The sequence below is a fragment of the Microbaculum marinum genome (genome assembly GCF_037855135.1).
Taxonomy (GTDB): Bacteria; Pseudomonadota; Alphaproteobacteria; order Rhizobiales; family Tepidamorphaceae; genus Microbaculum; species Microbaculum marinum.
This window is the reverse complement of the sequence record NZ_JAZHOF010000002.1, coordinates 86,956-113,554: the sequence shown is the minus strand read 5'-3', so window position 1 is coordinate 113,554 and position 26,599 is coordinate 86,956. Positions and strand designations below refer to the sequence as shown.

The following is a 26,599-nucleotide window of genomic DNA, read 5'->3' as shown; positions in this document are numbered from 1 at the left end:
CTGTCGGCGCTGGCTACTGGGCGAAGTAGGCCTTCGTCTCCTGCCACAGGTCCAGGTAGGTCTGGCGCTGCTCGTCGGTGAGCGGCCCCTTGAAGTTCAGGCGCTTGAGGGCATCCGGCTGGGTCAGGATCTCGCGCGTCAGGGAGCTTTCCGGCAGGTCCCCGATGGCCTTCTCGTTCGCCGAGACCGGCGCGCCGCCGATGTCCACCCAGCCCGCGTAGAAGTCCTTGCTGATCATGTAGTTGATGAAGGCGTTGGCGCCGGCCTCGTTGGGCGGATCGGCGGCGATCGACATGCCGTCGCGGAACGCTATGGCGCCTTCCTCGGCGACGATGAAGCTGACCGGCAGGCCGTCTTTCACGGCTGCGGCTTCGGTGTTGTTGGTCCAGATCGTCGACAGGTCGCACTCGTTGGCCGCCACCAGCTTCAGCCATTCGTCGCCGGACTTCCAGAACGCCTTGATCTGCGGCTTCAGCGCCTTGAGCTTCTCTGCGATCGCGTCCATGTCCTCCGGATCGTCGGGGTTCTGGCCGAGCGCCAGCGCGGCGAAGCGCACCGAATCCTCCGGATCGTCGCGCCAGCAGACGCGGTCGGCGTATTTCGGATCCCAGAGCACCTCGAGCGAGGTTGGCGGGTCGGAGAACACCTCGGTGTTGTAGCTGACCGAGGTCCCGCCCCAGACCCAGGCGACGCCCCAGACCTTGCCGTCGAAGCTGAGCTGCGGCGCGTCGCGCATGTCGGGATAGAGCTCGGCGAAGTTCGGGATCTTCGAGGTGTCGATCGGCTGGATCAGTCCCTCCTGGGCCGCCTGGCCGATGAACGCGGCGTTGAGGACGACGACGTCGTAGTAGCCCGGGTTGGTCCGCAGCTTGGTGAACACCTCCGGAAACGAGGTGATGTAGTCGTGCACGACCTTGGTCCCCGTCTCCTTCTCGAAGGCCTCGACCGCCCACGGCTCGTCGGTGCCCCAGCCCTTCCAGTTCAGGACGCGGACTTCATCTGCGAGCGATGCCGAGGCGCCGAGCGCCGCCGTGATGCCCAACACCGAAATCCCGGCAAGCAGACGGTGAAATCCCCGCTTGCGTGGCGTGCGTTCCGTCATCGACATACCCTCCTGTTGCCTCAGCCCGCGCCATTGTGACAGCGCTTACACTATGAGGCGGACAAGAAGGCGTCAATCGCCCCGCGCGGCGTCCCGTGCATCGGCTGCCGAGACCTAACCTTCTGGTATTGATGAGTGTTTCCGCCTGCCGGAGCAACCTTCAGTAGAATCTCCGGGGCTCCGGCGCTGCAACGCGCGCACGCCCGGCGATGCGGCCGGTCACCGTTGTGCATCCATTGCCCACCCCGCAGAACCCTGGTCGGATGGAACCATAATGCCGCATATTCCTGCATTTCATCCCGGAAGCCGCCTCCCGGGATGGCCGACCGACGTCATGTAAGCGCTTGCACAAATTCGGCCCTGCGCTACGAATATGCCGGGCAGACGGATTCGTGGACACGGTCGCCGATGAAGAAGAAGACGGGAAAGCCGCCCCGCGAGACGGCACGCCGCCGCCATCCCGGCCGCGTCCGCGTCGAGGACGTGGCACGCGCGGCAGGCGTCTCCGGCGCCACCGTGTCGCGGGCGCTGAACAGGTCCGGCCCGGTCAGCGAGGATATCCGGAAGCGGATCGAGCGTGCCGTCCTCGATCTCGGCTACGTTCCCAACGGGGCGGCGCGCGCCCTCGCCTCGCACCGCACCCGCGCGATCGGCATCGTCGTGCCGACGCTGAAGAACGCCAACTTCGCGGTGACCGCGGAGGCAGCGGAAGGCCGGCTCGTCGAGGAAGGCTACACCTTCCTGGTGGCGACCAATTCCTACAGCACCAGCCGCGAATCCGATCTCATCCAGTCGCTGGCGGCGCACGGCATCGACGGGCTGATCCTGGTCGGCGCGCAGCGCGATCCGGCGATCCTTCGCTTCCTGGACGCCCGGGGGATCCCCTATGTGGTGACATGGACGCTCGCCAGGGGCGACGTTCCCAGCGTCGGTTTCGACAATACCGAGGCGGCGCGCCGCCTTGCCTCCCACCTGCTCGATCTTGGCCACAAGCAGATCGGCGTGATCGCCGGCCTGACCGGCAGCAACGACCGGGCGGCCGCGCGGCTGGCGGGCGTGCGTCAGGCGCTTGGCGAGCGCGGCCTGGAGCTGTCCCAGGAACTGCTGATCGAAAGGCCCTACCGGATCGCCGAGGGCCAAATCGCGCTAGGCGCCCTGCTGGACCGCGCCCCGCCGCTGACCGCCATCGTCTGCGGCAACGATCAGCTTGCCTTCGGCGCCCTGATCGAGTGCGGCCGGCGCGGCATCGAGGTGCCCGACGAGCTGTCCATCGTCGGCTTCGACGACCTGGAGTTCTCCAGCCAGATCAAGCCCGCGCTGACGACGATCCACGTCCCCGCCGCCGAGATCGGCGTGCGCGCGGCCGAATACCTGCTTGCGAAGATCGCCGGCCGGCCCGCCCCGGTCACGACCACCGTCAGCGTCAGCCTCATCGTCCGCGAGAGTTCGTCGCCGCCCCGGACGGCAGCCTGATGGCAGCCGTTCGACCGGCGGCCCGGCGCCTCATCCCCGTTCCCCGCAGTTCTCGAAGAGGTTCGCCATGGCGCCCCGACCGCTGATCATCGACGCCGATCCCGGCAAGGACGACGCCGTGGCGATCCTGCTGGCGCTGGCCTCGCCGGAAGAGCTCGACGTGGTGATGCTCGGCGCGGCGGCCGGCAATGTCGGCCTCGACCACACCACCGCCAACCTGCTGCGGCTGCGCGAACTGGCGGGCCGCACCGACATTCCCGTCCATGCCGGATGCCCGCGCCCGATCATGCGGACGCTCGCGACGGTGCCGCACATCCACGGCGCCGACGGGCTGGGCGGCGCCGAGCTGCCGCCGCCGGCCGGCGCGGTCAGCGAGCCGCACGCCGTCGCCGCGCTGATCGAGGCCGTCCGCGCCTCCCCGGTCCCCGTCACCATCGCCGGCATCGCGCCGCTCACCAACATCGCTGTCGCCCTGGTCATGGCGCCCGACATCGTCGGGCAAATCCGCGAGATCGCGGTGATGGGCGGATCGTTCTCCGGCGGCAACATCACCCCGCATGCGACCTTCAACGTCTTCAACGACCCGCACGCCGCCGACATCGTCTTCAGGTGCGGCGCCCCGGTCACCATGATCGGGCTCGACGTCACCCGCAACACCATGCCGACGCGGGAGTGGTGCGAGCAGTTGCGCGCCACCGGCACGCCGTTCGCGAAGGTCGTCGCCGACCTGTGGCGCGAGCCGACCGCCTTCATGAACGATGCCTGCGTGATCGCCCATCTGATCGCCCCGGACCTGCTGCGGTGCGAGCCGCACCGCATCGCCATCGAGACAGACGCGTGCGAGGAGATCGGCAGGACGACGTCGGTCGCCGGCGAGCCGAACGCCGCGGTTGCGACCGGGATCGATCGCGAAGGCTTCTTCGAGCTGCTGATGGACCGGCTGGCGCGGCCCTAGGCCTTCCGTATCGCGGAAGAGGCATCCGGGCGAGGCCTCCGCTCAGCGCATTGAGACGCCTGTACATTCCTCCGTTTTCGGCCCCGACCTCCGGACCCTGCGGCATCCGACGGCCGGCGCCTGCCGGACCCGCTTTTCTGCACAGCGGAAGAACTCGGGCCGGATCTCCTTGACTTGAATTCTCCCGCCTTGCTTTTGTGAGCCGCACCCTGGAGGTCCGGAAAAGAGACCGGCCCCGCCCTACAAAAGCATCAACACCATCGGGAGGTTCTTCCACATGGCACGTTTTTCGGTCCTCGGCGCGATGGCGATCGCGGCGACCGCCTTCGCAGCTCCTGCGCACGCTGAAACCCTGACCCTGCTGTCGAGCTGGGACGAGAGCTACAACGCCGTGCCGGTGTTCGCGCAGGCCTTCGCCGAGCAGGTCACCGAGAAGTCCGGCGGCGAGCTGACCGTCGAGATGCGCGGCCCCGAGACGGTGCCGCCGTTCGAGCAGCTGCAGCCGGTGTCGGCCGGCCTGTTCGACATGCTGTTCACGCACGGCGCCTACCATCTCGGCGAGACCGCCATGGCGTTCGGCATGGACGCCGTCGTCGACGATCCGGAGGCGCGCCGCCAGAGCGGCATCTACGACGTCATCGACGCCCACTACCAGAGCCGCAACCTGAAGCTCATCGGCGTCTTCTCCGCCGCGTCCGGCTACCACATCCTGCTGAAGCAGCCGATCGGCGACGACGGCGGCCTCGAGGGCCGCAAGATCCGCGCGTCCGGCACCTATCACGACCTGGTCAACGAGCTCGGCGGCTCGGTCGTCACGCTGCCGGCCAGCGAGATCTACTCCTCGCTCGAGCGCGGCGTCGTCGACGGCGCGGCCTGGCCGGTGTTCGGCGCCATGGACTACAAGTGGTTCGAGGTCGCCGACTACATGACGCGCCCGACCTTCGGCGTCACCAACCTTACCCTCTTGATGAACCTCGACAAGTGGAACGCCCTCACCGAGGAGCAGCAGACCCTGCTCGTCGACACCGCAAAGCAGCTCGAGATCGACGGCCGCAAGCACTTCGAGGAACTGTGGGCGAAGGAAGACCAGGCGATGCAGGACGCGGGCCTCGAGGTCACCGAGTTCGGCCCCGACGTCGCCGACCGCGTCGACGCGATCTTCGCCGCCGGCGTCTGGAAGCAGGTCGAGGAGAAGGCCGGCGAGGACGGCGCCTCGTTTCACAAGCTCGCGGTCGAGAAGGGCCTGACCGCCCAATAAGCGAAGGGACGGCCTGCGATGCGGTGGCTTCTGCGCCTGCATGACGGGCTGACGGACGCGAGCTTCTGGGGGGCCACCCTCGCGGTGGCCTACCTGACGCTGGTCACCGCGTGGGAGGTGTTCGGCCGCTACGGCCTGCAGGCCCCCAGCGACTGGGCGCCCGACACGGCGGCGGTGAGCTTCGCGATGATCACCTTCCTCGCCGCCCCCATGGTCACCCGCAACGCCGGCCACGCCCGCATGACCTTCGTGGCCGAGCGGGCGCCGGCCGCGGTCGGGCTCTGGCTGAACCGGCTGGTGCTGCTGATCGGCGTCGCCGCCTGCGCCCTCTGCGCCTGGTACGGCGCCGCCGAGACCGCCCGCCAGGTCGGCCGCGGCGTCATGATGATCGCCGTGACGCCGATCCCGAAATGGGTCGTCACCGGCGTCATCGCCTACGCGCTCGCCTCGATGGCGATCTACTTCCTGCGCCACTTCGCGGCGACGTTCCAGGCGCACCCGGCAGCCGCCGCGCCGGCGCAGGACTGACGGACCGGATCGATGGACTGGTGGATCGTCCTCATCGGCATGTTCGCGATGCTGCTCGTGCTGTTCGCCACGGGCCTGCCGATCTTCCTGTCCTTCCTGGTGCTGAACCTCGCCGCGCTGTTCTACCTGACCGGCAGCTTCGGCGGCGTGCTGCTCATCGTCAACTCGATGTTCGACACCGGCACCAGCTTCTCGCTGGCGGCGATCCCGCTGTTCATCCTGCTCGGCGAGATCCTGTTCCGGTCCGGTTCCATCAACATCCTGTTCAACGCCGTCGACGCGATGATCGGCAACATCCGCGCCCGCCTCTATGCGGTGGCGATCGTGCTGTCGACGATCTTCGGGGCGCTGTCCGGCTCGGCCATGGCGGTCGCCGCGATGATGGGCTCCTCGCTGCTGCCCGAGATGCGCTCGCGCGGCTACGGCCGCGACCTGTCGATCGGCGCGCTGCTGGCCGGCGCCAGCCTCGCCCCGATCATCCCGCCGAGCGTCATGGCGGTGGTGCTCGGCATCCTCGCCAAGGTCTCGATCGCCGCGCTGCTGATCGCCGGCATCCTGCCCGGCATCCTGCTCGCCATCGCCTTCTTCCTCTACGTGGCGGTGCGCGGCCGCATCAATCCGGCGCTGGCGCCGGTCAGCGACCGGGTCGCCCTGCCGGCGCGGGAACGGGGCATGCTGGTGCTCCGGGCGCTGCCGTTCCTGCTGATCATCGCCTCGATCCTCGGCTTCATCCTCGGCGGCATCGCCACCCCGACGGAGGCCGCCGCGGTCGGCTGCGTCACCGCCGCGATCGTCTGCACGATCTTCTCCGAGCTGACCTGGCGCAAGATGGTCGAGTGCCTGCGCTCGACGGCGGCGATCACCACGGTGATCACCATCATCATGGTTTCCTCCGTCTCCTTCAGCCAGGTGCTGAACATGACCGGCGCGACCTTCAAGCTGGTCAGCGCCGCCACCGCCCTCGACCTGCCGGCCTGGGCGATGTTCGTGCTGCTGCAGATCCTGCCCTTCGTCCTGTGCATGTTCATCGACCAGATCGCCCTGATGATCATGCTGGTGCCGCTCTACGGGCCGATCGTGCTGGCGCTCGGCTTCGACCCGATCTGGTTCTGGACGATCTTCCTGATCAACATGTCGATCGGCGGCATCACGCCGCCCTTCGGCTACACCCTGTTCGCCCTGCACGGGGTGACCAGGGACGTGCCGCTGCAGGCGATCTTCCGGGCGGTGGTGCCGTTCATCGGCATCTTCATCCTGGTCATCGTCATCCTGGCGCTGTTCCCCTCCATCATCCTGTTCCTGCCCTCCTTCCTCTGATCTGACGGAGCCATTTCATGGATCTCGGCATCTCCGGCCTCAACGCTCTCGTCCTCGGCTCGACCCAGGGGCTCGGCCTGTCCTGCGCCGTTGCGCTGGCGGAGGCCGGCGTCAACGTGGTGATCAACGGCCGCGACGCCGAGAAGGGCAAGCGCGTCGCCTCGGAGATAGGCAAGGGCGTCGCCTTCGTCGCGGGCGACGTCTCCGAGCCCGCCGAGCGCCGCCGCATCGTCGAGGAGGCGCGGCGGCTGACCGGCCCGATCGCGATCCTCGTCACCAATGCCGGCGGCCCGCCGCCGGGGCCGCTGGAGACACACGACCACCCGGTCTGGCAGAAGGCGCTGGAAAGCAACATGCTGTCGGCGATCGACCTTGCCGGTCTGGTGCTGCCCGACATGCGCGCGGGCCGCTTCGGCCGGATCGTCAACGTCACCTCCTTCACGGTGCGCGAGCCCTACCCCAATATGGGGCTTGCGACCGGCGTGCGCGCCGGCCTGACCGGGGCGATGGCGAGCCTCGCCCGCGAGGTCGCCCGCGACGGCATCACCGTCAACAACGTGCTGCCCGGCCTGATGGACACCGGCGCCCTGAAGCGCGTCTACGACGCCCAGGCGAAGCGGCAGGGCATCACCCCCGATCAGGCCAAGACGGCGATGGCCGAGAGCGTGCCGATGGGCCGGCTCGGCGAGGCCGACGACTTCGGCCCGGTCTGCGCCTTCCTGTGCTCGCGCCACGCGAGCTACATGACCGGACAGAACATCACCGTCGACGGCGGTCTCGTCCGCGCGCTGATCTGAAGCGCAACCAAGAGGAAATCCCAAATGCAGGACATGAACGCGGCCGGGCTGTCGCTCGGCGTCGTCGGCGCCGGCGCGATGGGCACCGGCATCGCCCAGGTCGCCGCCCTCGGCGGCATCGAGGTCAGGCTCTTCGACACCCGTGAGGGCGCGGCGGCGAAATCCTGCGAGGGAATCGCCGGCCGGCTGTCGAAGCGCGCCGCCGAGGGCAAGATGCCCGCCGACGAGGCCAGGGACGCCGCGGCGCGGCTGAACGCTGCCGGCGCGCTCGCCGACCTCTCGGGCTGCGACGTCGTCGTCGAGGCGATCGTCGAGGATCTCGAGGTCAAGCGGTCGCTGTTCGCCGAGCTCGAGGCCATCGTCTCGAGCGACGCGCTGCTGGCGTCGAACACCTCCTCGCTGCCGATCGGCGCGATCGGGGCGGAGATGAAGCATCCCGAACGGTTCGCGGGCCTGCATTTCTTCAACCCCGTGCCGCTGATGAAGCTGGTCGAGGTGATCCCCGGCCCGGACACGACGGAAGCGGTCGTCGAGGCGCTGACCGTGCTGTCGCGCCGGCTCGGCCGCACGCCGGTGCGGGTCAAGGACACGCCCGGCTTCCTCGTCAACTACGGCGGACGCGCCTACGCCACCGAGGCACTGGCGATCCTGCAGGAGACCGTCGCCACGCCGGCTGAGATCGACGCCGTGATGCGCGACTGCTTCGGCTTCCGGATGGGCCCGTTCGAGCTGATGGACCTGACCGGCGTCGACGTGAACTTCCCCGTGACCCGCTTCGTCCACGAGAGTTCGTTCGGCGACCCGCGCCTGCGGTCCACGGCGCTGCACCGCTACATGCTCGAGACGCGCCGGCTCGGTCGCAAGTCCGGGCGCGGCTTCTTCGACTATGCCGACGGCGCCGCGCGGCCGTCCGCGGACGCCCCGGGCGACGCCGCGCCGGCACGCTCGGTCTTCGTCCACGGCGATGCGCCGATATTGAAGGATCTGGTCGGCGACTGCGGCGCGCAGGTGCTGGACGCCGACGACGGATCGTCCCCGATCCTCGCCGCGCCGGTCGGCGAGGACGCCACGGCCCATGCCGTCCGCTGTGGCGTCGACCCGCGCCGTCTGGTCTGCGTCGACACGGTCGGGGATATGTCGAAGCGTGTGACGGTGATGACAGCGCCGGGGGCCGATGCCGATGGTCTTGCCAGCGTCGTCGCGCTGCTTTCGGCGAAGCGGGCCGTCACGGCGATCGCCGACTCGCCCGGCTTCATCGGCCAGCGCATCGCGGCGATGGTCGCAAATCTCGGCTGCGAGATGGCCCAGATGGGCCTCGCCGAACCGGCCGACATCGATCTCGCCATGCGGCTCGGCCTCAACTACCCGAAGGGGCCGCTGGAACTCGCCGACGCGATCGGTCCGCGCGTCGTTCACGCGATCCTGTCCGAGCTGCAGGCGCTGACCGGCGACGACCGCTATCGCCCCAGCCAGTGGCTGCGCCGCCGCGCCGCGCTCGGCCTTTCGGCGCTCCAACCCTGACTATTCGGCGGGCGCGTGCGACAGGACCGGCCCGAGCAGCTCCGCGACGCCCTTGAGGGCGTCGGAGAGCGTCGTTCGCATCGTCTGTTCGGAGATCGAGCCGGTCGCGACGGGAATCGTCAGCGCCGCGTACTCTCCCTGGCTCTGCACGGGCACCGAAACGCCGCCGATCCCCGGCTGCCAGAGGTTGCGGACGATCGCCACGCCTTCGCGTCGGCACTCGGCGACGGCCTTCGAAAACAACTCGGGATCGTGTCCGCCGCGCGTCATGTCGGCCCGCACCCGGGCGGAGACCATCCGTCGCTCGGCGTCCGGCAGCGCCGCGACCAGCGCGATGCCCGCAGCCGAGACCGGCACCCAGAGCCGGCCGCCGGTCGCCAGCCTGACGGCGACCAAGTTGGCGCCCTCGACCACCGCGACGAAGGTTACGTGCAGCTTGTCGCGGATCGCCAGCGCCGCCGTTTCGCCGGTCGAGCCGCTGAGCTGTTCCAGGTGCGGGCGCGCCTGTTCGAGCAGCCGCATGCCGGCCAGCACCGGATAGCCGAGGGTCAGGTTCTTCGGCGTCAGTTCGTAGGCGCGGCTCGACCGGCTGAGGCGCACGTAGCCCATCAGCGTCAGCGTGTGGGTGAGCCTGCTGACGGTCGAGGCAGGCAGGCCGGTGACCTTGGTGAGCTGCCCGTTGGTCAGCGGCTTCTGGGCCCGGGACAGCGCCTCCAGCACGGCCAGTCCCCTGGCCAGCGCTACCACGAATTGCCGATCCGGTTCACTCATCCGACACGCCCGAACTTTCTGCACTGCGGAACCGCCTTCCGCAATATCGCGTTGCAGCTAGCCGGTTTTTTAATGAAAGTCACCCGCGACTTGCGCAGGTGCGGCATGGCCGGGCCTGCCTGCCCGATCGCCCTGCGAACGCTGACGACAGACAAGGGAGGCTGCGGCCAATGCTGACAGGCGACATGTTGCGCCGCTCTGCGGAACGCTTTCCGAAGAAGCCCGCGATCCTCTGGGAAGGCGGTTCGCTCGGCTACCGTGAACTGGACGAGGCCGCGAACCGTCTCGCCAACGCGCTGATCGGAGCCGGCCTCGCCAAGGGCGCCAAGGTCGGCATCGTCAGCCGCAACCGCACCGCATACGGCATCGCCTTCTTCGGCGTCGCCCGCTCCGGCGCCGTGATCGTCAACGTCTCGGTGCTCTACGCGCCCGACGAGCTCGCCTACGTCCTCGACAAGGCGGACGTCGAGCTGTTGTTCTACGAGGACATTTTCGCCGAGAAGGTCGCAGCGGTCCGCGACCGGCTGCCGAAGCTGCGTCGGACGATCCGCATCGGCGGCGACGGCGACGAGTTCGCCGCCTTCTACGCCGACGCATCGCCGGACTGCCCCGCCGTCGACATCGACGAGGACGATCCCTTCTGCATGACCTATACCGGCGGCACCACCGGCCGGCCGAAGGGCGTCCTGTGCAGCCACCGCAACCGGGTTGTCACAGCCCACACGGTGATGGTCGAGGAGGCAATCGACGAGCGCGACGTGGTCGGCATCGTCACGCCGCTGTTCCATGTCGCTGCCCTCAATATCATGTTCCAGCCCGCCGTGCTGGCGGGCGCGACCTGCACCTTCCTGAGCAAGTGGAACCCCGCCGATTTCGCCGCGATGGCGCGCTCCACCGGCATGACGGCCGCCTTCATGGTGCCGACCCAGGTCTCGATGGTGGTCAGCGACCCGCAGTTCGATCCGGCGAACTTCGCCACCTGGCGGAAGCTGTCCTTCGCCGGCGCGCCGATGCCCGACTGGGTCCAGCAGGAGATGCTGAAGGTGCTGCCGGAGGTGAAGATGACGCAGATCTACGGCCAGTCCGAGATGGGCGTGCTGACCTCGCTGCGCCACTGGTACCTGCCCGAAAAGCTCGGCTCGATCGGCCGCCAGGCCTACAACGTCGATGTCGCGGTTATCGACGGAGAGGGCCGGCACGTCGGGCCGGGCGAGATCGGCGAGATCGTCTCGCGCGGCCACAACGTCATGCTCGAATACTACGACGAGCCCGAGCAGACGGCCGCCTTCTGGAAGCACGGCTGGGCGCACACCGGCGACGTCGGCACCATCGACGAGGACGGCTTCATCACGCTGGTCGACCGCTCCAAGGACATGATCATCTCCGGCGGCGAGAACGTCTATCCCAAGGAGATCGAGAACGCGATCTACGAGCACGAGGCCGTCGCCGAGTGCGCCGTGTTCGGCATTCCCGACGACAAGTGGGGCGAGGTGCCGGCCGCCTACGTGCTGCTGAAGTCCGGGTCCGAACTGAGCGAAGAGACCCTCGTCGAGCATTGCGCCGCCCGGCTCGCCCGCTTCAAGCGGCCGCGCGTCGTGAAGTTCGTCGAGGACTTCCCGAAAACGCCGATCGGCAAGATCCAGAAGAACATCCTGCGCGAACCCTACTGGAAGGATCGGGAGAAGAAGATATGACCGACCGCTACGCCAAATACGAACGGCTCAAGTTCGACTGGCCGGAAGACCGCATCCTCCGCATCACCATGGAGAATCCCGGCCGGCTCAATTCCGCCGACCGGATCATGCACGCCGAGCTGGTCGAGATCTGGCGCGACATCGACAGCGACCCGGACGTCGCCGCCGCGATCATCCGCGGCGCCGGCGACGCCTTCTCGGCGGGCGGCGACCTCGACCTCGTCAGGGAGATGACCGAGGACTTCGACACCCTGACCCGGGTCTGGAAGGAAGCGCGCGACCTCGTCTACAACCTGGTCAACTGCTCCAAGCCCCTGGTCTCGGCGATGGAAGGCCCCGCCGTCGGCGCCGGACTGGTGGCGGGCCTGCTCGCCGACATCTCGATCGCCTCGCGCACCGCCCGCATCATCGACGGCCATACCCGCCTCGGCGTCGCCGCCGGCGACCACGCGGCGATCGTCTGGCCCCTGCTGTGCGGCCTCGCCAAGTCGAAATACTACCTGATGCTCTGCGAGCCGGTCAGCGGCGAGGAGGCCGAGCGGATCGGCCTCGTGTCGCTGTGCACCGAGCCGGAGGACCTGCACGACAAGGCGCTGGACGTCGCCCGCAAGCTCGCCGCCGGCTCGCCGACCGCGCTGCGCTGGACGAAATACGCGCTCAACAACTGGCTCCGGATGGCCGGCCCGACATTCGACACGTCGCTGGCGCTGGAATTCATGGGCTTCAAGGGTCCCGACGTCCAGGAAGGGCTGGCCTCGCTGAAGGAGAAGCGCAAGCCGGACTTCGCGCCGCGCGCGCCGCTATGACGTCACCGGAAGCAAAACCCGGCGTCCTGCTGGAGCGCCCGAGCCCCGCCGTCGCCGTCGTCCGCCTCAACCGGCCGGAGGTCCGCAACGCCCTCGACCTTGCCGTCCGCAAGGAGCTGGCCGGGATCTTCTGGACATTGGCCGAGGACGCCGAACTGCGCGCCGTCGTGCTGACCGGCGACGCCCGCAGCTTCGCCGCCGGCGCCGACATCCAGGACATGTCCCGCATCGACGCGGTCGAGATGTACCACCGCCACACCGAGCGCCTCTGGGGCGCGGTCGGCGACTGCCCGGTGCCGGTGATCGCCGCGGTCAACGGCTACGCGCTCGGCGGCGGCCTCGAGCTCGCGATGCACGCCGACATCATCGTCGCCGGAGGGGGTGCGAAGTTCGGCCAGCCCGAGGTCAACGTCGGCATCATGCCCGGCGCCGGCGGCACCCAGCGCCTGACCCGCGCGGTCGGCAAGTTCCGCGCCATGTACCTCTGCCTGACCGGCCAGATCATCGACGCCGAGGAGGCCTACCGGATGGGGCTCGTCAGCGTCCTGACCGAGGACACGGACGTCGTCGACCGCGCCCTGCAGATCGCCGGGCGGATCGCCCAATTGCCGCCGATCGCTGTCGCCCAGATCAAGGAAGTGATCCTCGCCGGTCCCGATGCGCCGCTTTCGACCGCGCTCGCGCTCGAGCGCAAGGCCGTCCAGCTGCTGTTCGCCACGCGCGACAAGCAGGAGGGAATGCAGGCCTTCCTCGACGGCCGCAAGCCCCAGTTCACCGGCTCCTGACGCCGGCGAACCGGGCACGAGGCCGCCGGCGCGCGGCTGGCAGGATCTTGGCACACCGACGGCATGCCCACGGCACATCGACGGCATGGTCCTGACACACTGGCGGCAGAGCCGGCGACAGCCTGATCGTGCTCGTCGCCGGCCCGAAGTTCGGCCGCATTCCGGCGCGCGCCGTCTCTCCCGCCGATCCGTTGACTTGCCAATTGTTCCATTTTACTATCGATGAAGTTCCGCATCGTGGAACAAAATAGAACACTGGTTCGGCGGTCCCTGGGCATCCGCCGATCGGAAACGCGGCAGATTCTCCGGTAGGAAATCTGTAAGAACGAGGGTGGAATGCCGAGTGGCGAACCGGTCCGGGGCTCGAACCTGGACATCGACCGTTATGTCGCGCGCTTTCGGGCCATGTGCCGGATCCGGGAGTTCGAGAACGCGGCAATCAAGGCAGCAGATGAAAAGCTCGTCCTGGGTGCGATCCATCCCTCGATCGGGCAGGAAGCCGTCGCCGTCGGCGTCTGCGGAAACCTGCGCAGGGACGACATCATCCTGTCCACGCACCGCGGCCACGGCCACACCATGGCCAAGGGCGCCGATGCGCTCGCGATGATGCGCGAGCTGTTCGGCCGGGCCGGCGGCACCAGCCAGGGCAAGGGCGGATCGATGCACATCGCCGACTTCGAGGTCGGCATGCTCGGCGCCAACGGCGTCGTCGCCGCCAACATCAACATCGCCGCCGGGGCCGCCCACGCCATCAAGCTGAAGGGCGAGGACAAGGTCGTCGTCTGCTTCTTCGGCGACGGAGCGATAAACCGCGGGCCGTTCCTGGAAGGCCTCAACTGGGCCGGCGTCTTCAACCTGCCGATCCTGTTCGTCTGCGAGGACAACGGCTTTGCGGCAACGACGCGAACAAACGCCATGACCTCCGGCGACGGCCCCGCCGCGCGTGCCGAAGCTCTTGGAATCAAGGCGGAAATCATAGACGGAAACGATCTCGTCTCGGTCGACGAAACGGCCCGCGCCCTGCTCGACGAGGTGCGTCGCGGCACCCCGCGGTTCCTGCTGGCGCGCACCTACCGGCTGACCGGGCACACCTCCAGCGATCCCGCCGCCTACCGGCCGGATACCGAGGTTCAGGACCGCTGGCTCAACGATCCGATCGAGGCCGTGCGCCGCATCCTGCAGACCGCCGGCATACCCGACGGCGACCTGCAGGCGATCTGGGACGAGGCCAAGGCCGAGATGCAGGACGCCTACGAAACCGCCAAGGCCACCGACTGGCCCGAGAAGTCACTCGCATATGCCGATGTCCAGGACATCGGCGATCCGCGCCAGGGGGCGTTCTGATGGCGGTTCTCAGCTACATCGAAGCCGCGCGGCTCGCCCTCGCCGAGGAAATGCGCCGCGATCCGATGGTCTGGGCCGTCGGCGAGGATCTCGGCCGAGGCGGCGTGTTCGGCCAGTACAAGGGCCTGATCGACGAATTCGGCGCGGACCGGATTTCCGACGCCCCGATCTCGGAATCCTGCATCATGGGCGCCGCCGTCGGCGCGGCCATGATGGGGACGCGGCCGATCGTCGAGATGCGCTTTTCCGATTTCGCGCTGTGCGCCGTCGACGAACTGGTGAACCAGGCCGCCAAGGCCCGCTACATGTTCGGCGGCCAGACCCGCGTTCCGCTCGTGGTGCGCGAGCCGATCGGCATGTGGCGCTCCTCCGCCGCCCAGCATTCCCAGTCGCTGGAAGCCTGGTATGCCCACATTCCCGGTCTCGTGGTCGCCGTTCCCTCGACGCCGGCCGACAACCGCGCGCTACTGAAGGCGGCGATCCGCTGCGACGACCCGGTCGTCTTCATGGAGCACAAGAACCTCTGGCCGCTGGAAGGCGAGGTCCCCGACAACGACGAGGTTGGCACCTTCGGCAAGGCCCGCACGGTGCGCGAAGGATCGGATCTGACCATCGTCACCTGGTCGGCGTGCGTCCACACTGCCGCGCAGGCGGCCGAAACGCTGGCGAACGAAGGAATCGAGACGGATCTCATAGATCTCCGGACCCTTTGGCCATGGGACCGCGAGGCGGTGTTCCACAGCGTCGGCCGCACCGGCCGGCTGCTGGTCGCACAGGAAGCGGTCTCGGTTGCCGGCTTCGGGGCCGAGATCGCCGCGACCGTTGCCGAACACATGCACGGTGCCCTGAAAGCCCCGGTCAGGCGGCTCGGCGCGCCGCGCATTCCGATCAGCTACGCGCCGGTTCTCGAGGACGAGGTGCGCGTAACGAAAGACGCCATCGCCGCTGCTGCGCGCAAGATGGTCAACGATAGATAATACCGGCTTCTGAAAAGGGAGAAATGTCCATGCGTCTTGCCAAACTTGCCCTTCTGGGCGCCATTGCGGCGGTCGTGGCGATGCCCGCCGCCGCCGATTACAAGGAAGAGTACAAGATCTCCACCGTCGTCCCCGCACCGTTCCCGTGGGGCATTGCGGCCGAGGAATGGGCGAAGCTCGTCGGCGAGCGCACCGACGGCCGCATCAACATGAAGGTCTATCCCGGCGCCCAGCTGGTGTCCGGCGACCAGACCAAGGAATTCACCGCGATGCGCCGCGGCATCATCGACATGGCCGTCGGCTCGACCATCAACTGGTCGCCGCAGATCAAGGAACTCAACATCTTCTCGCTGCCGTTCCTGATGCCGGACTACGCGGCGATCGACGCCCTTACCCAGGGCCCGGTCGGCGAGCAGATCTTCGAGATCCTCGAGGAAAACGGCGTGGTTCCGCTTGCCTGGGCCGAGAACGGCTTCCGCGAGGTCTCCAACTCCAAGCATCCGATCCGCACGCCGGAGGACCTCAAGGGCCTGAAGATGCGCGTCGTCGGCTCGCCGCTGTTCAACGACACCTTCACGGCGCTCGGCGCCAACCCGACCCAGATGAGCTGGGCGGACGCCAAGCCGGCGCTGACCACCGGTGCCGTCGACGGCCAGGAGAACCCGCTGTCGGTGTTCACCGTGGCAAAGGTTTATGAAGTCGGCCAGAAGAACCTGACGATGTGGCACTACGTGGCCGATCCGCTGATCTTCGCGGTCAACAAGGACGTCTGGGATTCCTTCACGCCGGAAGATCAGGAAATCGTCCGCCAGGCCGCGCTTGACGCGGGCGCAACCGGAATCGAGATCGCCCGCAAGGGCCTGACCGACGGCGACAACTCCGCCGTGGAGGAAGTCGAGGCGCTGGGCGTCGAGGTCGTCGAGCTGACGCCGGAAGAGCGCCAGGCATTCGTCGATGCGACGCGCGGCGTCTATGACGAGTGGAAGGAAAAGATCGGCGCCGACCTGGTCGACCAGGCCGAGAAGTCGATCGCCGATCGCTGACACCCGAGCCATGGGGCGGCCCCCGAGCGGCCGCCCCGCGGCAAGAGGGCGCACACGTGTCCGACAAGCACGAAGAGATGACCGAGGCGGGATCGATCCGCGGGGTGGCCGAGCATGCGCGGGTCCCGGTATCGATCGAGCGCGCGCTCGGCGCCATCGCGATGGGCCTGCTGTGCCTGATCAGCTTCGCCAACGTCGTGGTGCGCTACGCCACCAACGTCTCGTTCGCGTTCACCGAGGAATTCTCGGTCTTCCTGATGGTCTTCATGACCTTCGTGGGTGCGTCGCTGGCCTTCGCCACCAACGAGAACATCCGCATCGCCTTCCTCGTCAACAAGCTCTCGCCCAGAGGGCGCCTCGCCTGCGAGGTGCTGGCGGCGCTCGCATCGCTGCTGATGTTCGTGCTGATCCTCTGGTACTCGGGCGAACTCACCTGGGATGAGTTCCGCTTCGGCGAGACCTCGCCCGGCCTCGGCTATCCGACCTGGATCTACACGATCTGGCTGCCGATCCTCAGCGTCGTCATCCTGCTCAGAATTTTCGGCCGGCTGATCGCCACCCTGCGGGGGCGGACATGATCGCCGCCAACTTCGTCCTCATCGGCGTCTTCGCCCTGCTGCTGGTGATCGGAACGCCGATCGCCGTCGCGCTCGGCCTCGCCGGCGCGGCCGCCGTCGCCATCGGCCTGGACCTGAACACCGTGGCGATGATCGGCACGAACACCTATGCCTCGGTGGCCAAGTATCCTCTGATCGCGATTCCCCTGTTCGTGCTGACCGGAATGGTCTTCGAGCGGTCCGGGGTCGCCGGGCGGCTCGTGATCTTCGCGCAGGCGATCGTCGGTCCGCGCCGGGGCGGCCTTGCCATCGTCGCGACGCTGGTCTGCCTGATCATGGGCGGCATGTCGGGCTCCGGCCCCGCCGACGCCGCGGCGGTCGCCACGATCATGATCCCCTCGATGATGAAGGCCGGCTATCCGCGCGAGTTCTCCGCCAGCATCATCGCCGCGTCGGCCTCCACCGCGATCCTTATCCCGCCGTCGATCGCTCTCATCGTCTATTCGATCCTCGTGCCCGGCGTCGATCTGCGCGCGCTGTTTGCCGCCGGCCTGGCACCCGGCCTGCTCGCCGGCATCGCCGTGATCGTGCCGACCATATTCCTGTCGCGCCGGCATGGATTCGGTGCGGCCGACACGGCCGAGCGGCCGGACTTCTGGCCGGCCCTGCGCGGAGCCATCCCCGGCCTTCTGGCCCCGGTCATCATCCTGGGCGGCCTGCGATCCGGCCTGTTCACCCCGACCGAAGCGGCAGCGGTGGCGGTCGCCTACGGCTTCTTCGTCGGCGTCGTCATCTATCGCAACATGAGCTGGAAAGACGCCTGGGACGTACTGGCGGACAGTGCCGAAACATCCGCCGTCATCCTCGTCATAATTTCGCTGGCGGGACTGTTCGCATGGGCCGGCTCGACACTCGGCGCGTTCGATCACGCCGCCCAGGCAATCCTGAACGTCAGCTCCAACGGCACCATCGTGCTGATCCTGATCATGGTCGTCCTGCTGATCGCCGGAATGATTCTCGACGGCGTGTCGATCTACCTGATCACGCTGCCGCTGCTCGTGCCGATCGCGCTTGCCTTCGACTGGAACCTGACCTGGTTCGGCGTGCTGATGGCCATGAACATCGCCATCGGCCAGTTCACGCCGCCGGTGGCGGTCAACCTGATGGTGACGGCGCGGATCGCACGGGTGCCGATCGAAGCCACGGTGCCCTGGATCATGTGGCTGATGCTGACCATGGGGATCGCGATGTTGCTCGTGATCCTGTTCCCCCAGATCGCGCTGTGGCTGCCGCAGATGCTCGGCTACCGGATCTGACATGTACCGACCTTCCGCAGGAGACCTGACGTGAGTTCCAACGAAATGACCGGCGGCGAAGCACTGGCCCGTATGCTCAAGGCAGCGGGGGCGGGACCGATGTTCGGGATGGGCGGCTTCCAGTTGCTTCCCTTCTACGATGCGGCGCGGCGCATCGGCCTCGACCACAACCTGATCAATGACGAGCGCTGCGCGGTGTTCATTGCCGACGCCTACGCGAAGGTCTCCGGGCGCGTGGGCATCTGCGACGCGACGCTCGGACCGGGCGCGACCAACCTCGTCACCGGCCTCGTCGAGGCCCTAAACGCGGGCACGCCGCTCGTCGTCTTCGTCGGCGACTCGCACAGGCTGCACTCCTGGAAGAACATGACCCAGGAATCGCGGCAGACGGAGATACTGAGGCCCGCCTGCAAGGAACTCATCCGCATCGAGATGGTCGAGCGGATCCCGGAATTGGTGCGTCGCGCCTTCCAGGTCGCGACATCCGGCCGGCCAGGTCCCGTCGTGGTCGACGTGCCCGAGGACATCTGCCACGGCACCTTCCCGTTCGACGAAGCCGAGTTCAGCATCGACGAGAGCATCGCGAGGGCACCCGCCATTCGCTGCCGGCCGGCGGCCGACGACCTGGAACGTGCCGCGGAAATGCTGTCCGGGGCGAAGCGCCCGCTGATGCTGTGCGGCGGCGGCGTCCACATCAGCGGCGCGGCCGAGGCTGCCGAGGCGCTGGCACACGCCATCAACCTGCCCGTCGCCCACACGATGACGGGCAAGGGCGCGATCGCCTGCACCGACCCGCTGAGCGCCGGACTGTTCGGCCGCTACGACAGGATCGCCAACGCGCTTATCGAGGAATCCGACTGCCTGCTCGTGGTCGGCTGCAAGCTCGGCGAAATCGCAACCAAGCGCTACACGGTGCCGGCCGCCGACAAGACCGTGATCCACCTCGACAACGTCGCCGAGGAGTTCGGCCGCACCTTTCAGCCGACGCTGCGTCTGTGGAGCGACGCGCGCGCCGGCCTCGACGATCTGAGGGACGCGCTGGCGGCCGACGCCGACGCGATCCGCGGGCGGCAGCAGGGCTACGCCGACGAGGTGGCCTCGAAGATGAAGGGGTGGCGCGAGTCGGTCGATGCGCGCCTGACCTCGACCGAGCAGCCGATCAACATGGCGCGCCTGCTCAACGAGCTGAACAAGACGATGCCGGCCGACGGGATCCTGGTCGCCGACGGGGGGTTCGCCGCGCATTGGGGCGGGCTTCTCTACGATACCAAGGAGGCCGGGCGCGGCTTCGTGCCGGACCGCGGCTTCGCGTCGATCGGCTACGGACTTCCCGGCGCGATGGGCTGCGCCCTGGCGGCCCCGGGCCGGCCGGTCGTCGGGCTCACCGGCGACGGCGGTTTCAACATGGTGATGGGCGAACTGGAAACGGCGCGCCGGCTGGCCCTGCCGCTGACCGTCATCGTCGTCAACAACGCCGCGTCGGGCTATGTCAAGGCGCTGCAGCACCTGATGTACGGGACCGGCAACTACCAGTCGAGCGACCTAGCCGAGGTGAACTACGCAAAGGTCGCGGAGTCGCTCGGCTGCACGGGTATCCGCGTCGAGGATCCCGAGGACATCGCGGATGCGCTGAAAGCTGGCATCACCGGGAAGGACGGCCCGACCCTGATCGATGTCGTGGTGACCCGCGACCCGGCAAAGATGCTGCCTGGCGTCGACAACCGTACCGTCCAGGCCAAGAAGGGAGACCGTGTCGCCTGACCTGCAGCGTACCGCTGCCTGAACGAGACAACGAAAGAAGTGGAGGAAATACGATGAAAGCTCGCGACTTCCTGACGATCTCGGCTGCTGCCGCGACCGCGCTGGCCCTCGGGTCCGCCGTCGCCAGGGCAGAGATTCCTGAGACCACCATCCAGATGGCCCACGTCTACAATCCAGGCAATATCTGGTTCGAAACCACCGAGAAGTACGCGGAGGGAATCGAGGCGGCCACGGACGGCAAGGTGACCGTGAACATCGCCCCCGGCGGCACGACGGGGACGTGGCAGGAGGCGATCGAGGCGCTGCAGATCGGCACCAACAACGTGGTTCTGGAATCGATCGGCACGCTCGACCGGTACGACCCGCTTCCCGGCATCGAGGCGTTTCCCTACCTCATCCGCGACCTCGACCATTTCAAGAAGGTCTACTACGGCGACATGGGCGGCGAACTCGCCGACGAGATCGAGGAGCGGACGGGCTTCAAGATCGTCGGCGCCGGCTATCGCGGCGCCCGCAAGCTCTCCGCCAACAAGAAGGTGGAGACGCCGGACGACCTGAAGGGCCTGAAGCTGCGCGTCCCGCCGCTGAAGATGTACCGGCGCACGTGGGAACTGCTCGACGCAAGCCCCGTTCCGATGCCGGCGCTGGAGATCTATACCGCCCTCCAGCAGGGCGTCATCGACGGTCAGGAGAACCCGCTCGAGGTCATCTACACCTTCAAGTGGTACGAGCATCAGCCCTACGTGATGTCGACGGATCACGTGATCGGCGCGATGACGTTCATCTTCGATGCAAACTGGTTCAATTCCCAGCCCGAGGAACTGCAGCAGATCCTGATCGACGAAGGCGAGAAGGCGATGCTCTGGGCGACGGATCAGATGCTCGCCAAGGAAGGCGAGTACGAAAAGCTGCTCGAGGAGAACGGCGTGGAGATCGTCCAGCCCGACATGGAAGCCTTCCGTGCCACGGTGGCGCCCATCAAGGACGAATTTCCCGAGTTGAAGGACTGGGTGGAGCGTATCAACGCGGTTCAATGACCGGGGTTCGATGATCCCGGCCGCATCCGGCCGCCCCTAGGAGGCGACTGTCATGTTCCGGTCCGTCGCCGGCGCGATCGAGAGGGTTCTGGACGTCGTGCTGCTGGTGATGATCGCCGTGATGGCGGTCAGCATCTGCTGGCAGGTGTTCGGTCGCTACGTCCTCAACGACGCGCCCGGCTGGACCGAGGAAACCGCACGGTTCCTGATGGCCTGGATCACCATGCTCGGAAGCGCATTGGTGATGCGCCGCAACGGCCATGTGGCGGTCACCTTTGTCGCCGACCTGCTTCCTCCCGGACCGCGAGCGGTCATCGCCTGGATTCGCGACACGCTGATCCTGGTGATGGCCGGCTCGCTGGTCTTCTACGGCTACAAGTTCGCCGTCATCGGCGGGCGGCGGGATTCCGCCGCCCTCGAGATCCCGATGTTCTGGCCGTACCTTGCAATTCCCGTCGGCGGCGCGCTGATCGCCATCCTGCTGGCGCTGCATCGCGCCGACGGGCTGCGGACCGGGACGCCGTCATGACGATCGTCCTGCTCGCCGTCGCGATCGTGCTGCTGATCCTGATCGGCATGCCGCTCGGCTTCGCCATCATCACCGCCTGTCTCGGCGTCATCTGGTCGACCGGCACCAATCCGGTGATCGTCGCGCAACGGCTGTTTTCCGGCATGGACAGCTTCACGCTGCTGGCGATCCCGTTCTTCCTGCTCGCAGGCTCTCTCATGGGACGCGGCGGGATGACGACCCGGCTGGTCGAGTTCGCCAACGCGCTGGTCGGCCGGTTCGCCGGGGGGCTCGCCATGAGCAACGTCGTCGCCTCGACGTTCTTCTCCGGCATTTCCGGATCGGCCGTTGCCGATACCAGCATGCTCGGGCGGATCTTCATCCCGGCGATGGAGAAGGAAGGCTACAGCCGCGGATTTTCGGTCGCCGTGACCGCCGCGTCTTCGGTCGTCGCTCCGATCATCCCCCCGTCGATCGGCTTCATCGTCTACGGCGTCATCACCGGCCAGTCGATCGTCGCCCTGTTCCTGGCCGGCATCATCCCGGGCGCCCTGTTCAGCGCGGTCGCGCTGTCCTACGTCTTCGTGACCGCCAGACGCCGGAACTACCCGGTGCACGAGCCGGTGTCGTTTGCCCAGATCGGGGTCGCCTTCCGGCGCGCGATCGCCGCGATCGCCATGCCCGTGCTGATCCTCGTGGGCATCGTGTCGGGCATCTTCACCGTCACCGAATGCTCCGCCGTCGCAGTGCTGTACGCTCTCGTCGTCGGCGGGCTGGTATATCGCGAACTCACCTGGAACGGGCTGATCGAAGCGCTGCGGGAAGCGGTGCAGACCACCGCGGTGATCATGATCATCGTCGGCGCCGCCCAGCTCTTCGCCTGGCAGCTCGCCTATGCCCAGATACCGCAGGCCGCCGTCGCGCTGATCACCTCGATGTCCGACAACCCGATCGTCTTCCTGCTGATGATCAACCTGCTGCTGCTGTTCATCGGCACCTTCATGGAGGCCAACGCGGCCATGGTGATGCTGGTGCCGATCCTGCACCCTGCCGGCGTCGCCCTCGGGGTCGATCCGGTGCAACTCGGCGTCGTGGTGATCGTGAACCTGTGCCTGGGCCTGATCACACCGCCGATCGGCCTGTGCCTGGCGGTGGCCTGCAAGATCGCCGACCTGCCGCTCGAAAAAGGCGTACGCGACGTCATGCCGTTCGTGGCGATCGGCCTTGTCGTGCTGGCCGCCATCTCGCTCGTCCCGGCCCTATCGCTCTGGCTGCCGGATACCGTCCTGAAGTAACGGAGTTTTCGCATGGTCGACCGCCTGAAAGACAAGACAGCACTCGTGTTCGGTGCAGGCTCCGTTGGAGAAGGGTGGGGCAACGGCAAGGCGGCGGCGGTCGCCTATTCCCGCGAAGGCGCCAAGGTGGCTTGCGTCGATATAGCCCTGGAGGCCGCAGAGGCGACCGCCCGGGTGATCCGCGATGAAGGAGACCAGGCCATCGCCTGCGCCGCCGACGTGACCAGCCTCGCCGATGTGGAGGCTGCGGTCGCGGCGACGATGTCGGCGTTCGGCCGTATCGACATCCTGCACAACAATGTCGGCATCAACGCGCCGGGCGGCCCGGTGGAGGCCAGCGAGGAGAGCTGGGACAAGGTCATGGACGTCAACGCCAAGAGCGTCTTCCTCGCGTGCAAGGCCGTGCTCCCGATCATGGAGGAGCAGGGCGGCGGCGCGATCGTCAACATTTCCTCGCTCGCCGCGATCCGCTGGACCGGGTACCCCTACATCTCGTACTACGCCTCGAAGGCGGCGGTGAACAACTTCACCCGGGCACTGGCGGTCCAGTACGCGCCGAAGAACATCCGCGCCAATTGCATTCTGCCGGGCGTCATGGACACGCCGCACATCTACCAGCAGATCAGCGGCTACTATAAGAGCACCGACGAGATGGTCGCGGCCCGCAACGAGATCCCTCCGATGAAGCGGATGGGCACCGGCTGGGATATTGCCATGGCGGCCGTGTTCCTGGCCTCCGACGAAGCGCAGTACATCACCGGCGTCGAGCTCTGCGTCGATGGCGGCCTGCACTGCACCGTCGTCTGAGAAGCGGAGAAAGTCAGTGACCGAATTCCTCTTCAAGGACGCGTTCTCCACGACCGGTCCCGAACCGGCCGCTCCCTTCACCGGCCTGCCCCGATACAATTTCGTGTTCGGGCACAACGATCCCGCCGAGATACCGGTCGAGGAACTTGCAAGGAGCGCGGAGAAAGTCATTCGCGAGAACGGCCCCGCGCTTGCGATGTACCATCTCGGCCATGGGCCCCAGGGCTACAAGCCGCTGCGCGAATTCGTGGCGCGCAAGCTCGTCGAGACGCGGGCGATCTCCTGCAATGCCGATGACGTGGTCCTCACCTCCGGCTCCCTGCAGGCCATGGACCTGGTCAACAGCACCTTCCTCGAGCCGGGCGACACCGTCATCGTCGAGGAATTCACTTATGGCGGCGCCGTCGGCAAGCTGCAGCGACTCGGCGCCAACATCGTCGCGGCACCGCTCGATGGGGACGGTATTCGCATGGATGCGCTGGAGACGATCCTGGCGGACCTGCGCGGCCGCGGCGTCCGGCCCAAGTTCCTCTACACGATTCCGACCGTTCAGAATCCCACCGGCTCGATCATGCCGATGGAGCGGCGCCAGCAGCTGCTTTCCCTGTCGGAGCGCTACGACCTGCCGATCTTCGAGGACGAGTGCTACACGGACATCGCCTGGCAGTCCGAATCGCCGCCCGCTCTCTACGGTCTTGCTCCGTCCCGCGTCGTCCATATCGGCTCCTTTTCCAAGTCGCTGGCGCCGGCCCTGCGGGTCGGCTACATCGTGGCGAGCTGGGACGTGCTCTCCCGCGTGCTGGGGCGCAAGACCGACGCCGGTTCGCCGGCGATCGAACAGATGGTCATCGCGGACTATTTCGGCGCCCAATTCGATAAGCACCTCGCCGCCCTGAAGCCGGCGCTGCGCCGCAAGCTGGACGTCATGATCGACGCGCTCGATCGCGAATTCGGCACATCGGCCGAACTGTTCGTCCCGAAGGGAGGCATCTTTCTCTGGCTGAAGCTCCCCCACCATGTCGACGTGCGCAGCTTCGCCCAGTCTGCCCTCGACCAGGGCGTCGCCTTCAACCCCGGCCCGGAATGGGCCTGCGATCCCGACTCCGCCCGGAGCTACATGCGGCTCTGCTTCGCGTTGCCTGACGAAGACACGATTCGTGAGGGAGTCGCTGAACTGGCGCGGATCTGCTTCGAGCACACCGGCGTGCCGGAACGGCGGGCCAACGTGGTGCAACGGAGCTGAGATGGCGCACGCGGCACCCGACTTGTCCGACCTGCCCCCCGGCATCGTGGTTGCGGACACGATCACGAAACTGCCGGCGAACGCAGCCGGCTGCGTCGTGGTGTCGGGCTCGCACGGCGGGCGTTATCCGGGTTACCTGGCCGCGGCCGGCGGCGTCCGCGCGGTCATCCTCTGCGACGCCGGCATCGGCCGGGACGAAGCCGGGATCGGTGCCCTGCCCTATCTGGAGGGCCTGGGAATCGCCGCAGCCGCGGTTTCGCACCTGAGCTGCCGGATCGGCGACACGACCGACATGCTGGAGCGCGGAACGATCAGCCGCGCCAATGGCCCGGCGGCGGCCATCGGCGTTGAACCCGGAGATACGACGCTGGCGGCCGCAGAATGTCTTCGCGCCGCGGAGCTTGCAGTCGTCAAGCCGGCCCCGCTCGGTGAAGCCCGCAGTTTCGTCGATCTGCCCGGCGAGCGGCGCATCGTGCTGCTCGACTCGGCCGCTCTGGTCGGCCCGGAAGACATCGACCAGATCGTCGTCACGGGCTCGCATGGCGGGCTTGTCGGCGGCAGTCCGGCGATGGCGCTGCGCGTCGATGGCTTCGCGGCCGTCTACAACGATGCGGGAATCGGAATGGAAAGCGCCGGGATCGCGCGTCTGCCCGCGCTCGACAGGCGCGGCATCGCCGCCTTCACCGTATCGGCGCAGAGCGCACGGATCGGCGACGCCCGCTCGAGCTACGAGGACGGCATGATCTCCGCAGTGAACGAAACTGCCGCAACGCTCGGCGCGCAGGTGGGCGAACCGGCACATAGCGTGCTGCGCCACTGGGCCTCGCTGCCCCGCGCGTCCCGACATACATCCGGCAGGGAACGCGCGTGAGTGCCGACACCACCGTGAAGTCGGTCCAACGGGCCGCGAGCATTCTGAAACTGCTTGCCGGCGAAGCCACCACGGGGCTGCGGCTGTCGGACATCTCCCGCAAGGCGGGGTTGGGAAAGGCGACGACCCACAGGCTGCTCGCAGCGCTTTCGGAGGCCGGATTTGCCTACCAGTCACCGGAGAACCGCCGGTACTTCCTGGGCTACGAGATCATCCGCCTCGGCTACCTGGCGACGCGCTACGACATTGCCCACCTCGCCCGCCCGGCGTTGCTGCGGATCGCCCGGGAGACCGGCGACACCGTCTTCGTTTCCGTCAGGGAGGGTCTCGATGCGCTGTGCCTGGAGAGGCAGGTGGGCGGCTACCCGATCAAGACGCTGACGCTCGACGCCGGCGACAGGAGACCCCTTGGCGTCGGGGCGGGAAGCCTCGTCCTGCTGTCGTTTCTTGCCGAGGACGAGATCGACGAGATCATCGCCAGCAATGCGCCGCGCCTCGAGCAGTATCCCAACTTCAGCCCCGCGGCATTGCGGGACCTGACAAGACAGACCCGGGCAAACGGCTACTCCTTCAACGAGGGCCGGATCGTCACGGCCATGTGCGCCGTCGGGGTTCCGCTGTTCGACCCCGGGGGCCGCGTCGTGGCGTCGATCAGTGTCGCGGCCATCCGCGAACGCATGAGCGCCGAGCGGGTCGTCTCGATCGTCGCGATGCTGAGGGCAGAGGTGGACCGATTGCAGCGCCGCCTTTCCGAGCTCGCCGGGACACCGGCGCTGCCGGGTGCAGCGGAGCAACCGGAACTCACCCGCGTCTCGTGACGGTCCGCGTTGATC

At 67.6% G+C, this 26,599-nt stretch carries 25 protein-coding genes; 23 read left to right on the top strand and 2 right to left on the bottom strand.

Features of this window, described 5'->3' with window-relative positions; genetic code table 11:
* Positions 1–13: 13 nt before the first annotated feature.
* Positions 14–1,102 (bottom strand): ABC transporter substrate-binding protein, encoded by a 1,089-nt coding sequence (locus tag V3328_RS04015; protein WP_340328372.1) that lies wholly within the window; start codon positions 1,100–1,102, stop codon positions 14–16.
* Positions 1,103–1,510: 408 nt separating this feature from the next.
* On the opposite strand from V3328_RS04015, the gene V3328_RS04010 reads away from it, so the two are divergent.
* The 7 genes from V3328_RS04010 to V3328_RS03980 all read left to right on the top strand — a co-directional run bounded on the left by V3328_RS04010 (position 1,511) and on the right by V3328_RS03980 (position 8,951).
* Complete coding sequence (locus V3328_RS04010) at positions 1,511–2,575, top strand: LacI family DNA-binding transcriptional regulator (protein ID WP_340328371.1); 1,065 nt, start codon at positions 1,511–1,513, stop codon at positions 2,573–2,575.
* Between the two features lie 67 nt (positions 2,576–2,642).
* Entirely contained in the window at positions 2,643–3,530 is an 888-nt protein-coding gene (locus V3328_RS04005) for a nucleoside hydrolase (RefSeq protein WP_340328370.1), read from the top strand.
* A gap of 277 nt (positions 3,531–3,807) precedes the next feature.
* Positions 3,808–4,788: a TRAP transporter substrate-binding protein DctP gene (gene dctP, locus V3328_RS04000; protein WP_340328369.1), complete on the top strand. Its 981-nt coding sequence runs from the start codon at positions 3,808–3,810 to the stop codon at positions 4,786–4,788.
* A gap of 18 nt (positions 4,789–4,806) precedes the next feature.
* Positions 4,807–5,316, top strand: coding sequence for a TRAP transporter small permease (locus tag V3328_RS03995; RefSeq protein ID WP_340328368.1), 510 nt, complete (start codon positions 4,807–4,809; stop codon positions 5,314–5,316).
* Between the two features lie 12 nt (positions 5,317–5,328).
* Positions 5,329–6,633, top strand: coding sequence for a TRAP transporter large permease (locus V3328_RS03990; RefSeq protein ID WP_340328367.1), 1,305 nt, complete (start codon positions 5,329–5,331; stop codon positions 6,631–6,633).
* Positions 6,634–6,650: 17 nt separating this feature from the next.
* Positions 6,651–7,430: an SDR family oxidoreductase gene (locus V3328_RS03985; protein ID WP_340328366.1), complete on the top strand. Its 780-nt coding sequence runs from the start codon at positions 6,651–6,653 to the stop codon at positions 7,428–7,430.
* Positions 7,431–7,454: 24 nt separating this feature from the next.
* Positions 7,455–8,951, top strand: a complete 1,497-nt coding sequence (locus tag V3328_RS03980) for a 3-hydroxyacyl-CoA dehydrogenase (protein WP_340328365.1) — start codon at positions 7,455–7,457, stop codon at positions 8,949–8,951.
* Here the strand turns inward: V3328_RS03980 and V3328_RS03975 are convergent, their stop codons facing one another.
* On the bottom strand, positions 8,952–9,722 hold the full coding sequence (locus V3328_RS03975) for an IclR family transcriptional regulator (protein WP_340328364.1): 771 nt from the start codon (positions 9,720–9,722) through the stop codon (positions 8,952–8,954).
* Between the two features lie 170 nt (positions 9,723–9,892).
* Between V3328_RS03975 and V3328_RS03970 the strand changes: the two genes are divergently transcribed.
* The 16 genes from V3328_RS03970 to V3328_RS03895 all read left to right on the top strand — a co-directional run bounded on the left by V3328_RS03970 (position 9,893) and on the right by V3328_RS03895 (position 26,584).
* On the top strand, positions 9,893–11,416 hold the full coding sequence (locus V3328_RS03970; RefSeq protein WP_340328363.1) for a class I adenylate-forming enzyme family protein: 1,524 nt from the start codon (positions 9,893–9,895) through the stop codon (positions 11,414–11,416).
* Positions 11,413–12,222 carry an enoyl-CoA hydratase/isomerase family protein gene (locus V3328_RS03965; RefSeq protein WP_340328362.1) on the top strand — a complete coding sequence of 270 codons (810 nt, stop codon included), beginning with the start codon at positions 11,413–11,415 and terminating at the stop codon, positions 12,220–12,222. The genes V3328_RS03970 and V3328_RS03965 overlap by 4 nt, the downstream gene beginning before the upstream one ends.
* Complete coding sequence (locus tag V3328_RS03960; RefSeq protein ID WP_340328361.1) at positions 12,219–13,007, top strand: enoyl-CoA hydratase-related protein; 789 nt, start codon at positions 12,219–12,221, stop codon at positions 13,005–13,007. Before V3328_RS03965 ends, V3328_RS03960 begins: the two co-directional genes overlap by 4 nt.
* A gap of 336 nt (positions 13,008–13,343) precedes the next feature.
* Entirely contained in the window at positions 13,344–14,351 is a 1,008-nt protein-coding gene (locus tag V3328_RS03955; protein ID WP_340328360.1) for a thiamine pyrophosphate-dependent dehydrogenase E1 component subunit alpha, read from the top strand.
* Complete coding sequence (locus V3328_RS03950) at positions 14,351–15,328, top strand: alpha-ketoacid dehydrogenase subunit beta (protein ID WP_340328359.1); 978 nt, start codon at positions 14,351–14,353, stop codon at positions 15,326–15,328. The genes V3328_RS03955 and V3328_RS03950 overlap by 1 nt, the downstream gene beginning before the upstream one ends.
* A 29-nt stretch (positions 15,329–15,357) precedes the next feature.
* Positions 15,358–16,371, top strand: a complete 1,014-nt coding sequence (locus V3328_RS03945) for a DctP family TRAP transporter solute-binding subunit (protein ID WP_340328358.1) — start codon at positions 15,358–15,360, stop codon at positions 16,369–16,371.
* Positions 16,372–16,427: 56 nt separating this feature from the next.
* Positions 16,428–16,949 carry a TRAP transporter small permease gene (locus tag V3328_RS03940; protein ID WP_340328357.1) on the top strand — a complete coding sequence of 174 codons (522 nt, stop codon included), beginning with the start codon at positions 16,428–16,430 and terminating at the stop codon, positions 16,947–16,949.
* Positions 16,946–18,244: a TRAP transporter large permease gene (locus V3328_RS03935; protein WP_340328356.1), complete on the top strand. Its 1,299-nt coding sequence runs from the start codon at positions 16,946–16,948 to the stop codon at positions 18,242–18,244. The genes V3328_RS03940 and V3328_RS03935 overlap by 4 nt, the downstream gene beginning before the upstream one ends.
* A 30-nt stretch (positions 18,245–18,274) precedes the next feature.
* Entirely contained in the window at positions 18,275–20,005 is a 1,731-nt protein-coding gene (locus V3328_RS03930; RefSeq protein ID WP_340328355.1) for a thiamine pyrophosphate-binding protein, read from the top strand.
* Positions 20,006–20,058: 53 nt separating this feature from the next.
* Positions 20,059–21,042 carry a TRAP transporter substrate-binding protein gene (locus V3328_RS03925; RefSeq protein ID WP_340328354.1) on the top strand — a complete coding sequence of 328 codons (984 nt, stop codon included), beginning with the start codon at positions 20,059–20,061 and terminating at the stop codon, positions 21,040–21,042.
* Between the two features lie 52 nt (positions 21,043–21,094).
* On the top strand, positions 21,095–21,571 hold the full coding sequence (locus tag V3328_RS03920) for a TRAP transporter small permease (protein WP_340328353.1): 477 nt from the start codon (positions 21,095–21,097) through the stop codon (positions 21,569–21,571).
* Positions 21,568–22,845: a TRAP transporter large permease gene (locus V3328_RS03915; protein WP_340328352.1), complete on the top strand. Its 1,278-nt coding sequence runs from the start codon at positions 21,568–21,570 to the stop codon at positions 22,843–22,845. Before V3328_RS03920 ends, V3328_RS03915 begins: the two co-directional genes overlap by 4 nt.
* A gap of 12 nt (positions 22,846–22,857) precedes the next feature.
* Positions 22,858–23,652, top strand: coding sequence for an SDR family NAD(P)-dependent oxidoreductase (locus tag V3328_RS03910; protein ID WP_340328351.1), 795 nt, complete (start codon positions 22,858–22,860; stop codon positions 23,650–23,652).
* A 16-nt stretch (positions 23,653–23,668) separates the two neighbouring features.
* On the top strand, positions 23,669–24,895 hold the full coding sequence (locus V3328_RS03905; RefSeq protein ID WP_340328350.1) for an aminotransferase-like domain-containing protein: 1,227 nt from the start codon (positions 23,669–23,671) through the stop codon (positions 24,893–24,895).
* Between the two features lies 1 nt (position 24,896).
* Positions 24,897–25,766, top strand: coding sequence for a hypothetical protein (locus tag V3328_RS03900; protein ID WP_340328348.1), 870 nt, complete (start codon positions 24,897–24,899; stop codon positions 25,764–25,766).
* Entirely contained in the window at positions 25,763–26,584 is an 822-nt protein-coding gene (locus V3328_RS03895) for an IclR family transcriptional regulator (RefSeq protein WP_340328347.1), read from the top strand. The genes V3328_RS03900 and V3328_RS03895 overlap by 4 nt, the downstream gene beginning before the upstream one ends.
* Positions 26,585–26,599: the final 15 nt, after the last annotated feature.

Coding starts and splice junctions, on each gene's coding strand:
- V3328_RS03955 (WP_340328360.1), top strand. CDS start 13,344: ATGCCGAGTGGCGAACCGGTCCGGGGCTCGAACCTGGACATCGACCGT.
- V3328_RS03915 (WP_340328352.1), top strand. CDS start 21,568: ATGACGATCGTCCTGCTCGCCGTCGCGATCGTGCTGCTGATCCTGATC.
- V3328_RS03970 (WP_340328363.1), top strand. CDS start 9,893: ATGCTGACAGGCGACATGTTGCGCCGCTCTGCGGAACGCTTTCCGAAG.
- V3328_RS03935 (WP_340328356.1), top strand. CDS start 16,946: ATGATCGCCGCCAACTTCGTCCTCATCGGCGTCTTCGCCCTGCTGCTG.
- V3328_RS03910 (WP_340328351.1), top strand. CDS start 22,858: ATGGTCGACCGCCTGAAAGACAAGACAGCACTCGTGTTCGGTGCAGGC.
- V3328_RS03980 (WP_340328365.1), top strand. CDS start 7,455: ATGCAGGACATGAACGCGGCCGGGCTGTCGCTCGGCGTCGTCGGCGCC.
- V3328_RS03960 (WP_340328361.1), top strand. CDS start 12,219: ATGACGTCACCGGAAGCAAAACCCGGCGTCCTGCTGGAGCGCCCGAGC.
- V3328_RS03920 (WP_340328353.1), top strand. CDS start 21,095: ATGTTCCGGTCCGTCGCCGGCGCGATCGAGAGGGTTCTGGACGTCGTG.
- V3328_RS03945 (WP_340328358.1), top strand. CDS start 15,358: ATGCGTCTTGCCAAACTTGCCCTTCTGGGCGCCATTGCGGCGGTCGTG.
- V3328_RS03965 (WP_340328362.1), top strand. CDS start 11,413: ATGACCGACCGCTACGCCAAATACGAACGGCTCAAGTTCGACTGGCCG.
- V3328_RS03950 (WP_340328359.1), top strand. CDS start 14,351: ATGGCGGTTCTCAGCTACATCGAAGCCGCGCGGCTCGCCCTCGCCGAG.
- V3328_RS03990 (WP_340328367.1), top strand. CDS start 5,329: ATGGACTGGTGGATCGTCCTCATCGGCATGTTCGCGATGCTGCTCGTG.
- V3328_RS03900 (WP_340328348.1), top strand. CDS start 24,897: ATGGCGCACGCGGCACCCGACTTGTCCGACCTGCCCCCCGGCATCGTG.
- V3328_RS03975 (WP_340328364.1), bottom strand. CDS start 9,722: ATGAGTGAACCGGATCGGCAATTCGTGGTAGCGCTGGCCAGGGGACTG.
- V3328_RS04010 (WP_340328371.1), top strand. CDS start 1,511: ATGAAGAAGAAGACGGGAAAGCCGCCCCGCGAGACGGCACGCCGCCGC.
- V3328_RS03995 (WP_340328368.1), top strand. CDS start 4,807: ATGCGGTGGCTTCTGCGCCTGCATGACGGGCTGACGGACGCGAGCTTC.
- V3328_RS04005 (WP_340328370.1), top strand. CDS start 2,643: ATGGCGCCCCGACCGCTGATCATCGACGCCGATCCCGGCAAGGACGAC.
- V3328_RS04015 (WP_340328372.1), bottom strand. CDS start 1,102: ATGACGGAACGCACGCCACGCAAGCGGGGATTTCACCGTCTGCTTGCC.
- dctP (WP_340328369.1), top strand. CDS start 3,808: ATGGCACGTTTTTCGGTCCTCGGCGCGATGGCGATCGCGGCGACCGCC.
- V3328_RS03985 (WP_340328366.1), top strand. CDS start 6,651: ATGGATCTCGGCATCTCCGGCCTCAACGCTCTCGTCCTCGGCTCGACC.
- V3328_RS03925 (WP_340328354.1), top strand. CDS start 20,059: ATGAAAGCTCGCGACTTCCTGACGATCTCGGCTGCTGCCGCGACCGCG.